Origin of the sequence: Vibrio sp. 1F169 (assembly GCF_041439605.1) — a bacterium.
In the GTDB taxonomy this organism is placed as follows: domain Bacteria; phylum Pseudomonadota; class Gammaproteobacteria; order Enterobacterales; family Vibrionaceae; genus Vibrio; species Vibrio tasmaniensis_A.
On the sequence record NZ_JBGOOI010000102.1, the window covers coordinates 1 to 11,228 of the forward strand.

At 44.2% G+C, this 11,228-nt stretch carries 10 protein-coding genes and 1 pseudogene; 7 read left to right on the forward strand and 4 right to left on the reverse strand.

Going from position 1 to position 11,228, the window contains the following annotated elements:
• Positions 1-75: 75 nt before the first annotated feature.
• Positions 76-862, reverse strand: a pseudogene (locus ACED53_RS21700) (MBL fold metallo-hydrolase).
• A 403-nt stretch (positions 863-1,265) separates the two neighbouring features.
• Between ACED53_RS21700 and ACED53_RS21705 the strand changes: the two are divergent.
• The 7 genes from ACED53_RS21705 (at position 1,266) to ACED53_RS21735 (ending at position 8,434) form a co-directional block, all read left to right on the forward strand.
• Positions 1,266-1,868 (forward strand): 2OG-Fe(II) oxygenase, encoded by a 603-nt coding sequence (locus ACED53_RS21705; protein WP_017101747.1) that lies wholly within the window; start codon positions 1,266-1,268, stop codon positions 1,866-1,868.
• Positions 1,869-2,143: 275 nt separating this feature from the next.
• Positions 2,144-3,436, forward strand: a complete 1,293-nt coding sequence (locus ACED53_RS21710; RefSeq protein ID WP_017101748.1) for an extracellular solute-binding protein — start codon at positions 2,144-2,146, stop codon at positions 3,434-3,436.
• 240 nt (positions 3,437-3,676) lie between these two features.
• On the forward strand, positions 3,677-4,558 hold the full coding sequence (locus ACED53_RS21715) for an ABC transporter permease subunit (protein WP_029225588.1): 882 nt from the start codon (positions 3,677-3,679) through the stop codon (positions 4,556-4,558).
• 38 nt (positions 4,559-4,596) lie between these two features.
• Complete coding sequence (ugpE, locus tag ACED53_RS21720; protein ID WP_009846304.1) at positions 4,597-5,439, forward strand: sn-glycerol-3-phosphate ABC transporter permease UgpE; 843 nt, start codon at positions 4,597-4,599, stop codon at positions 5,437-5,439.
• Positions 5,429-6,739: a sn-glycerol-3-phosphate import ATP-binding protein UgpC gene (locus tag ACED53_RS21725; protein WP_017101749.1), complete on the forward strand. Its 1,311-nt coding sequence runs from the start codon at positions 5,429-5,431 to the stop codon at positions 6,737-6,739. Before ugpE ends, ACED53_RS21725 begins: the two co-directional genes overlap by 11 nt.
• Before the next feature lie 56 nt (positions 6,740-6,795).
• Positions 6,796-7,515 (forward strand): glycerophosphodiester phosphodiesterase family protein, encoded by a 720-nt coding sequence (locus ACED53_RS21730; RefSeq protein WP_017101750.1) that lies wholly within the window; start codon positions 6,796-6,798, stop codon positions 7,513-7,515.
• Positions 7,516-7,696: 181 nt separating this feature from the next.
• Positions 7,697-8,434 (forward strand): sulfite exporter TauE/SafE family protein, encoded by a 738-nt coding sequence (locus tag ACED53_RS21735; RefSeq protein ID WP_017101751.1) that lies wholly within the window; start codon positions 7,697-7,699, stop codon positions 8,432-8,434.
• A 104-nt stretch (positions 8,435-8,538) separates the two neighbouring features.
• On the opposite strand, the gene ACED53_RS21740 is transcribed toward ACED53_RS21735, so the two are convergent.
• From ACED53_RS21740 to ACED53_RS21750, 3 genes are all read right to left on the reverse strand, one after another.
• Positions 8,539-9,312 (reverse strand): murein L,D-transpeptidase family protein, encoded by a 774-nt coding sequence (locus ACED53_RS21740; protein WP_017101752.1) that lies wholly within the window; start codon positions 9,310-9,312, stop codon positions 8,539-8,541.
• A 2-nt stretch (positions 9,313-9,314) separates the two neighbouring features.
• Positions 9,315-9,797, reverse strand: a complete 483-nt coding sequence (locus ACED53_RS21745; RefSeq protein ID WP_017096483.1) for a GNAT family N-acetyltransferase — start codon at positions 9,795-9,797, stop codon at positions 9,315-9,317.
• A gap of 211 nt (positions 9,798-10,008) precedes the next feature.
• Positions 10,009-10,785 carry a glycosyltransferase family 25 protein gene (locus ACED53_RS21750; protein ID WP_017101753.1) on the reverse strand — a complete coding sequence of 259 codons (777 nt, stop codon included), beginning with the start codon at positions 10,783-10,785 and terminating at the stop codon, positions 10,009-10,011.
• Between the last annotated feature and the right edge of the window lie 443 nt (positions 10,786-11,228).

Sequence of the window (11,228 nt, forward strand, 5' to 3'; positions counted from 1 at the left end):
CCCAGCCAAATATCCGTTCAGGTTCAAGCAATAATGCTTATCCGAACGGCATTAAGTCTTTAAGACTGGCCTTTATTATTTATGGCGATTTTTTTTATCTTTAAACCCAAATCGCCAAACAGATTTAACCAAACCTTTGAGTTTGATTTTAGTCACTCGCCAATGTGTCACTGGCCTTCTTGGCGCACTCATCAACAGGTGTTCAAACGCTTGCTCACTCAAATTCACTTGTCCCCCATGCGCCACCAGCAAGGTGTCGAGCTGCATGTCATAGATACGAGATACCGACGCTCGATACTTATTGGGATGAAAGATAGGAAACGGAGGAATCAGTTTCTTCTTAACCTCGACCATCAAGTCCGCCACATAAGCAACGCTGTGTGATGGGCAATAGACAGAGAGATCTCTGTCTATTGCCCGGCGTTTCCAGAACCAACCAATCATCAAAGCCAGGAATGCTATCACCATCCGACAGCTTGTAGTCCGGCTTCAACTTTCTTGAATACCATAGGTTTGCTTTGGGCTTACCCAATCGGTTCGCCATCCACCGTGCTAATGCCAAATCGGTCAAATGCATCAATATGCCATCGATGCCGTGGTACCAATCCTTATCTCGATTTGCTGCAACCAAATTACAATTCGTGAGCTTTCTGAGTTTGTGCGCTGCCCCTGCGTGGTCTGGATGCATGTGCGTAACAACCACTGTGTGTAGGTCGCTAAATTCACGGCCAAGATCATCTTCAATGAAAACTTTAAGGTGGGGAATATCCGCTCGGCACGCACCATCAAGTAACAACAACCTGTCAGGGTACTCTACGAGATACATGTCTTGGATATAGCCTTTGATGGTATGAAGTTGCAAATCCACTCCTTGTGACAAAACAACTGGTCAGGCCTATACAATAGCAAACCCACCATCAATTGTGATCATTTTGTTAAAAGCAACAATCTAAAACCGGATAGAGAACTCGAATCAAGATTTCCATTGGTATCCACTCAATTACTCAAATCCAACGTTACTCAAAACCAATGTTACTCAAGTCCAATTTAACTCAGAATAATGAGGGCACATTCCAAAGATGATCATCAATTTCATCCGATATTTTTCAGCATTATCGAATGCTCACATTACCGAAAACCTTGCTCAACAAGCCTTGCGCTTTAAGCACTGAGCATCATTTGTCGTGACGACAAAACATGTGATTTGGTGGCCTGAGTTATTCGGACTATATATGCGCCTCTAATTTATTGTCTGAGTGCTATACATGAACCAACTTATCGATGCTCTTTCTACCCAAGGTTACTTTGTTTGGGATGACTTCTTAACTCACGAGGAAGTAGTGGCATTGAGGGATTGCATTCCAGAGAACTGGAAAAAGGCTAGGATCGGCCGTAACGATGACGTAGCACGAGAAGCAACGATTCGTAGTGACAAAATTCAGTGGGTACGCCGTGATATGGGTGAACCAGCATCTCTGTTCCTAGACAAAATGGAACAAATTCGTTTAGCGGCAAACCAAGCGTTCTTTTTGGGTCTGTTCGAATACGAAGCGCACTTTGCTAAATACGAAAAAGGCGACTTTTACCAGAAGCACTTAGACTGCTTTAAAGGTAATGAAAACCGCCGCCTAACCACTGTGTTCTACATGAATGACGAATGGTCTGAGGAAGACGCAGGGGAGCTCGTGGTTTACGATCTAAAAGACAACCACATTGCGACCATTCCACCAAAGTCAGGCCGCTTATTTGTGTTCTTGTCTGAACAGTTCCCACACGAAGTGTTACCAACCAACACAGAGCGATTCAGTATCGCAGGTTGGTTCCGTATTAACGGCGTGAAAGACAACCAATTAGACATCGCGCACTAAAACTGTATCCACATCGAACCTTATTCTTAGCCTCTCCATCGAGAGGCTTTTTTTTAGTCAGAAAAACGTCTTGAAAGCCAAATACATCAAACATCAAATCCATCAATAACTTTTCTCTTAAATAAAATCGAAATGAATCTTTCACATCAGTGAAACGCTTTAGCCACGTAAGTGAAATATACCCTGTTCAAGATAGCTTCAAACGATACCCCTACCGTCTCGTTAATACTCAAATTCAATACCTCTATATCGATTTCATCCAAAAGGAAAAGAAGATGAATAAGCTAATTTTGGCAGGCGTTCTTTCTGCGACAGCAGCAATGCCGGCGTTCGCAACGACTCAAGTTACTTGGTGGCACGCAATGGGCGGCCAACTTGGAGAAACCGTCAATAAGATTGCGACTGACTTTAATGCGTCACAAGATGATTACAAGATCACGCCAATCTATAAAGGTTCATACACAGAGACCTTAACAGCGGGTATCGCAGCATATCGAGCTGGCGAAGCTCCTAACATTCTACAAGTCTTCGATGCCGGTGCTGCAACCATCATGAACGCTAAAGGTGTCGCGAAACCGGTACAGGATATTCTGGTTGAATCGGGCTACAACTTTAATTCAAACGACTACCTAGCTGGCGTTCGTAACTTCTATGCCGACAACCAAGGCAAGATGGTTGGTATGCCTTTCAACAGTTCGACGCCGGTTCTTTACTACAACAAAGACCTTCTCGCAGAAGTGGGAACCGAAGCGCCTAAGACTTATGAAGAACTCGAAGTGGTTGCTAAGAAACTGAAGGCCGAAGGACACATCGCGTTTTCTCAATCTCTGACGCCGTGGATCATGTTTGAAAACTTTAAGTCTCGCCATAACCTGCCAGTCTCTGACCAGAACAACGGCTACGACGGCCTATCCACTAAAATCATGTTCAACACCAAAGACATGATGATGCACGTTAGCAAGATGAAAGAGTGGTCAGATCTAGGTTACTACAAGTATTACGGCAGCGATTGGGATGCGAACCAAACGCCTTTCGAGCGCCAAGAAGTAGCAATGTGGATGGGCTCTTCAGGTTCATTCGGTGGTTTACGTAACCGTGTACCTTTCGAGTTAGGCACAACTTACCTTCCATACTGGAAATCAGTTAACCCAGATGCTGGTTTAACCTTCATTGGTGGTGCCGCTCTGTTTGCACTCAATGGCCATGACCAACAACAAGACAAAGGTGTCGCAGCATTCTTTGACTACCTGACTAAGCCTGAAACTCAAGTGTACTGGCACAAAACAACAGGCTATGTACCTGTAACAACGGCTGCCTATGAACTAGCGAAAAAGTCCGGCTACTACACAGAGCAGCCAGACGCAGAAGTGGGCGTTAAGCAACTAAGCCTCAAATCGGGCGAGTGGACTAAAGGCTACCGCCTAGGTTATTACCCGCAAATCCGTGAAGTGATGCACCGTGAGTTCGATAACATCTTCGCTGATCGCTCTAGCGTCGAGAGCAGCCTAGACAAGGTCGAAGATGAGAGCAGCAAACTACTAAAGCGCTTCGCTCGAACGATGAACTAGATCGATTAATGAAACGAAACTGTTCACAAGCTTAAGGCTTAGCGAATCAGAGCCGTTCATCACTCCTCACTACTTGTCACTGCGTCGCTAAAAAAACGCTATGGCAAGGCGTGAGGAGACTCTTCCCTAGCGCCATTTCTTGCTCCAACAACGATAACTCAACGGGATGCATGCCTGATACAGCGCTAGTGGTAACAGCCGCTCATAGTGGCCACTGTAATTATTTTTAGGGATTACCCTGTGGAACGACGTCAACAATTCTTTCACTCTCCGCTGCCTTACCTATTTTTGGCACCTCAGATACTCATCATTGCGGTTTTCTTTATCTACCCAGCAGCAAAGGCGGTTTACCTTTCATTTATGCTGGAAGAGCCTTGGGGCACCTCATCTATATTCGTCTGGTTTGAGAATTACCAAATGCTATTCGAATCGAGCGAGTACCTGAACTCGATTGGCTTTACTTTGATGTTCGCAATTGTGGTCTCTTTCTTATCACTTGCCTTGGCTCTGCTGCTTGCCGTGAAAGCCGACAACATCATTCACGGACAAGGCGCTTACAAGGTCACTCTCACTTGGGTTTATGCGGTTGCCCCTGCGATTGCAGGTGTTATTGGTGCTTTCTTGTTTAACCCGCACATTGGCGTGTTCACAGAAATCTTTGCTGTTGTGGGTTGGGATTTTAGCTTCCAAACCGATCCCGTGGATGCCACGTTTGCTCTGATTTTGGTTTCCGTGTGGAAACAGGTTTCGGTGAATTTCATCTACTTCCTAGCGGGACTCCAATCGATCTCTTACGCCGTAAAAGAAGCGGCGATGCTGGATTGTGTCAGCGACTCAAAACGTTTCTGGACCATTACCTTCCCACTGCTCGCCCCGACTGGCTTCTTTCTACTGGTCATCAACCTCACCTACTCATTCTTTGAAACCTTTGGCGTGATAGACACCATGACCAATGGTGGCCCAGGTGGCGGTACAACTTCATTAGTGTACAAGGTGTATCGAGATGGTTTTGTTGGCGCAGATTTAGGCGGCAGTTCCGCCCAGTCTGTTGTGTTGTTACTACTGGTACTCACTCTCACATTTATCCAGTTTCGCGTTGTAGAAAAGCGCGTCCATTACTAGCCCCTCCCCGCTAGGATTTAACGCGACAGGAGTTATTTATGAAAAGTAATAAGGTCTCAGACCACCTAATTTTAATTGCAGGGATGCTGTTTATGTTGGTCCCTATCTGGCTAATCTTCGCTAGTTCTACGCATAACCCAAACACCATTGTCAGCGAAGGTCTGCAATGGCTACCGGGCGATAACTTTACGGCCATTTATAGCGAAGCTTGGAACAAAAGCATGGGCTTTAGTGGCGAAGTCACCGCCAGTAAAATGATCACCAACTCGATGATCATGGGGCTAGGTTTTGCGATCGGTAAGATCATCATTTCGATGATGGCCGCGTTTGCTTTGGTCTACTTTAGACTCCCTTACGCCACGGCGTGGTTTTGGCTGATCTTCGTGACGCTGTTACTGCCATTAGAGGTTCGTATTATCCCTTCCTATGAAGTTGTCGCTGGGCTTGGTCTTCTTAATAGCTATACAGGGTTGATTCTGCCTTTGATCGCATCAGCCACCGCGACGTTCTTTTTTAGGCAATTCTTTAAAACCATCCCCGATGAATTGTTAGAAGCCGCACAGTTAGATAACGCAGGTCCATTTCGATTCTTTGTCGATATCTTGCTGCCTCTATCTAAAACCATGATCGCCGCGATTTTCATCATCATGTTTGTGGTGGGTTGGAACCAATACTTATGGCCGATCATGATGACCACCGACGAAGGCTACAACACCATCGTGATGGGCATCAAACAAGTACTCAATAATATCAATGAAACCAGTTTACCGCGCTATGACTATGCTTTCGCCATGGTGATTTTAGCCATGTTGCCACCCGTACTAGTGGTGGTTGTATTTCAGCGTTGGTTTGTAAAAGGGCTAGTAGAAAGTGAAAAATAATAACGACACAACTCAAATGAACAATAACCGCATTCAATCACTCGATGAGTATAAGACGACTCACCTGCCTTCTCACCAAGCTATCCACAAAAATACAGAGGACACCCCGATGCCAAAGCTAAAACAAACGTTAGCGCACAACCAAGCCACTCACGATCGTACGCGCAAAGCTCCCATCATGCTGGGTATCAAAAACTTGGTAAAGACGTATGAAAACGGCCATCAAGCCGTCAAAGGAGTCTCGCTTGATATCGATGAGGGTGAGTTCCTTGTTTTGGTGGGTCCTTCTGGTTGTGGCAAGTCTTCTATCCTACGTTCCATTGCGGGTTTGGAAAGCATTTCTGGTGGCGAGATTCACTTAAGTGGTCGCCGTGTTGATACAGAGAAACCTGCCCTGCGTGATATCGCGATGGTCTTCCAGAATTACGCGCTCTACCCGCACATGTCGGTTTACAAAAACCTCGCTTATGGCTTAAAGAACCGAGGTGTTAGTCAGCACCTTATTGAAGAGAAAATTGAGAAAGTCGCCAAAACGCTGAAAATCGAAGAATATCTAGACCGCAAGCCAGCCAAGCTTTCGGGTGGTCAACGTCAACGTGTTGCTATGGGACGAGCGATCGTTCGCGATCCACAACTTTTTCTGTTTGACGAACCTTTGTCTAACCTAGATGCCTCACTGCGTGCTCACATGAGATTAGAGATCAAAAAACTGCAACGCGAACTTGGCGTGACCAGTGTTTACGTGACTCATGACCAAGTCGAAGCCATGACACTGGCTGATAGAATCGTGGTGCTCAACAAAGGCCAGATAGAGCAAGTCGGGACGCCACGAGAGGTCTACCACCAGCCAGCCAGTACTTTTGTGGCGAGCTTCATTGGCAGCCCAGCGATGAATTTTTTACCAGCAACACTCGATGACGGATACCTTGAGATTGGTGATCAGCAAATGTACTTACCCGAGTACGCCCACGTAAAAAATACAGCCATCACACTTGGTATTCGTCCAGAGCACTCTGAAATTGGTTCAGAATTGATGATGAATACCTTGCCTCTTGAACTGCGTATCAGTGTGGTTGAGCCTTTGGGTCCAAATCAATTGGTTCATGGTCTGGTGAACGAGCAGCCCTTCATTGCAGTAACACCCGAAACGACACTGTGCCAAGCCGTCCCCCTAGGGCTAAGAATCGATAAATCCAACCTGCATATTTTTGACAATCATGGCAAACGCATTCACCCAAATAATTTTACATCACAGGAGCCACACGAAGATACGACAAGCTTAACGACGGCTCTCGCTTAATCGAGTACACTGATATTTAATGCGTTTTTACGGTGCGTCTTTAAGAAGGATTAATTATGTCGTCTATCATCGTAGGTCATAGAGGTGTAGCAGGTACTCACCCAGAAAATACCAAAGCAAGCATTGAACAAGCGGCGAAACTCGGTTTGAAATGGATTGAAGTTGATATTCAGCCCACTCAGGATGATCAACTTGTGGTTTGTCACGACCACACGCTTGAGCGCTGCAGCGATGGCAAGGGTCGTGTCGACGAACATACCCTTGCAGAACTGCGTCAGCTTGACTTTGGCAGTTGGAAGTCGGAGCAGTTCGCGGGTGAGAAAATACTGACGCTGGAAGAGTTGCTCGCGCTTGTTGAGCAGTATGATCTCAGCGTCAACCTAGAGGTCAAAGTCGATAGCCGACATCAAGCACCTCATGTCGTTGATTTGCTGCACACCGAGTTGATTCATTCAAATCTAGACACCGACAGAGTTTTGCTTTCAAGCTTCAGCCATCAAGTCGTTGCTGAAATGGCTCGTCATTTGCCTAGATACCGTGTCGGTGTGATCACAGAGCAACTGACTCAAGATGATCTTATGCTGATTGATGAGGTTAAAGCGTTCAGCTGTCACATGAACTACGAGCATCTGAAGCAGAGCGATCTTGATACACTTGGTGAAGCAAACATTCAAACATGGTGCTACACCGTCAATGATCCGTCTCGCTTCAAATTTCTCTCAAAAGTAGATGCTGTATTTACTGATTTTCCGAATCAGTTCAATCCTATAAATTGAGCTCGTAAATACCGCAAAAATAGCCCCGATAAACTTTAAATAAACTCCCGGGATGCCTTAAAATTAATTCTCGGGAAACCATTAAATTAAGTAGCAAACACAAGTGAGTAGGAGTACATTCCGCTACTCACTTGGTTTCATCGCTCGCTCTATTTAGACAGCTTCATTGGTTACTTAATTTATGGATCTCATTTTTAGTCCAACCTTCCCAATTTTGGGTGCTATCTTCATTTTTGCCGCTATTGTTCGTGGCTTCTCAGGTTTCGGTTTTACCTTAGTGGCACTGCCATTGAGTGCGTTATTCGTGCCTGTTATCGAACTGGTTCCCGTTTTCATGCTGATCGACCTGTTAGGCAATATCCAATTGCTGCCGAAGGTTAAACATCACGTAAATTGGCGATGGGTTTCAAAGGTATTCATCCCTTGTTTGGCCTTCACGCCCGTCGGCTTGCTGTTACTCAAATCCGTTAGCCAAGACACGATCATCTTGATCATCAGTGCCTTCATTTTTGCGTCAGCAATCATGATCTACAAAGGGTTCCAATACAAAAGCGAACCTAGATTTGCTCCCTATATTCTAGGCAGCCTTGCGGGGATAATGAATGGCGCAGCTTCCATGTCTGGCCCTCCGGTTGGCACGCATGCATTGGCAAGTCCTGTCGCACCACACATTGCCAGAGCAGGCCTGATTGCGTTCTTTGTACTAGCTGATTCCAGCGCCTTTGTTACGGCTTCTATCGCAGGGTTAGTCGATCGTGATGTGGTCTGGCTTACTCTAGCACTCTTACCAAGCAGCATGTTTGGCGGTTATGTGGGTTCTAAACTATTCGAGAGATTTGGTGGAGCGAAGTTTAAGCCAGTCACCATTGCGTTGCTGATCGTAATTGCGATATTCAGTGCAGGTCGAGTCATACTGTAACTGACTTTAGCGGTTAATTTCGGAAGTTGGTTTCACGAATTGACTGCGCTAATTGCCTGCGCGAATAGATTCCGAAAGTGACTAAGAAAATGGGGTACCAATGACTACCATTCGATATGGATAGGGGTACCCATTTTTACAAGTTGGAGAAACTCATCCATATCTTGATTGGTTAATGCGATACAGCCATCCGTCCAATCAAAGCTTTGAATAAAGCTCGGTGAACGGCGCTCACCATTTTTAATACCGTGGATCTTGATGTTCCCTCCAGGGTCGACATCATTTTCTTCAGCCCACTGCATATCCGAAGGTTGCGGGTAGCTGATATGCACCGAGCGGTGAAAATCCGACTCTTCCATCACATAATCGAGCTGGTATTCCCCTTCAGGTGTTCGGTTGTCTCCTTCAAAACGTTTATGCCCTTTCGGTTGTTTCCCTAACGCAATACGAAACTCTTGAATGACCTCATCACCCTTAAGTAGGTACATTCTACGTTTCGATTTATCAACTTTGACTAAAGTAACCACTTGCGACAGAGAGTCTGCCTCAGAAAAGGGACCGGTTAGAGTGTAAGACTGTTGAGAAGAGCTTTGAGGGGGACGTTTAGATGAACCTTGAGACAGCTGGGCAACTTGTTCGCCAGAGTTACTGCTAAGAACATCATCCACAATAATCACATGTTTGGAATTTGAGATCACTGAAGAGGTTGAGTTAGAGGAAGACGTTGAGACACGCTGAGAGTGAGCCGGTTTCGACTCGAATACAATGGTTTCGATTGCCGTCGCGTCAGAAATTATCTTTTCAACCACAACCTTTTCAGCTTGCACACTCGAAGCTACAAACAGTAAACACAGTGATAAAGGCAAAAATAGGCGCACCTTTAGTTCTCCTCAAAGCGCATGGACATGGTTCGTGATTGAGTTTCCATGCCTAACGATTCATAGAAACCCTTAGCTTGCTGATTAAACTCCATCACTTCTAACCTAAGCTCAATAGCACCACTCGCTTGCGCCCACTGATTAAACGACTTCATCAACGCTTTGCCGACGCCTTGGCTCTGAACCTGATCGTTTACCACAATCGTATTCACTCGCGCTATTTTGTGAGACTGAATGAAGCTTACCCCTTTATTCTGCGTTACCTTCCCCACCAAGAAACCAACAACCTGTTGAGCGTCAACCGCAACTAAGAAAGTGCCAACCGGATCAAGCATCAATCCCAACCAATATTCTTCACTATCAGCTAAGCCATGAGAAGCGGGAGCAAATACCATAGGGGCACCAAGATGATGTTGACGATTTATTTGCATAGAGAGCTCTAAGATCGAGCTAATATCAGTTACCTTAGCGTTCCGGATTTGCATATCACTACCTTTTTAAATTCAATAACACCTTAGCAAAAATAGCTTAGCTGTGCACCGTCCTACTCTTTTAACAAAACTTTCGAGCTAGAGCTTGATACCACTAATTACATGACACGATAACGAAGAACAGCTCCCAATTGGGAGCTGTTCTTATATCTAAATCTCGGTTCGTTCTAAACGAATGACGTAAAATCAATCAGATAAGAAACGATTAAAAACCGTTAAACATTTTGGGTCTGCTTTTTTTGATTATTACGGTATAGGTCAAATTGAACAAACCATTCATAGCGACATCTCTAAACTTACTTAAGAATTTTAGAGTTTTAATACGGAGTGATTTTTTTGTTCTAGAAGACCGATTCCCAATGACTGAGCCACCTTCTCCCCCGGTTAATCCTGCAGGAGATATTCCGTAAGTTGGTTGCTTATGAAGCCATACATTTCTAATAAATACATCTACTGGGTAGAGGAATCGTTCACTTTTTTCTATAAAAATTTTCGCCACATGCGGTGTGATCATATAGGCAGTGGTGCATAGTGGTGTTTTAATATGTCGCACTAGACTTTGTTCGTCATCGAGATTTTCAACGACATAATTATACTCTCTCTTAGTCGAATAATTTTCCAATCTCATAAAACCACACTCTTCAATATGCTTACTGGCAAATTGAACCGTTTTTCCAAATACATCGACATCAACAACAACATCGTCTTCGAAGACAATAACTGGTTGATTTAACTGAATGCATCTTTCCCACGCTAAATAGTGACTACCATAACACCCGATCTCACCAGGAACAGCGATCCTTCCATTTAGTGCATAAAAGGCGGTTTCATCATAGAAATCCATCAAAGGATGAGGTTTAGAGGACATAGCATCAACAGCACTCAACTTTTCAATATCTAGAGACTTAATATTTAAAAGTTGCTTTTGGCTGGATAAAAATCGTTCAGATTTACGTTCTAGCGCAATAATAAGAGATTTCACAGTAAAAAACACCTATTGCTAATAATTTAACCCATAAGAAATTAATATAAATATCAACAAAAGTAACCCCCCTATTTCTCATAATTAGAACCAATCTAAAACAAATGTTGTTCATTATTCCAATTATGTTCAACTTCGTGACTCTGTAACGTAAATTGCTCCCAATCGATAACATTTATTGTCTTAAAATGTTATCAATTACTAAACAAAGTGATATTAAAACACCATAGGTTAATTGCGCGATTGCATATAAATACAATTGCACACCAATTCAGCTTGTATAATATTTCTTAAGAATTGACGAGAGGATATAATCAATAGATCTTCATTCTTTGGGTATTGAGTCTTTTATATTAAACACTTCCAATAAACCACCAATTGAGAGAATTGATCTGCTCCAGTAAGACTGGACACCGCATTAAGCGACATATTGTTTTTCAAAG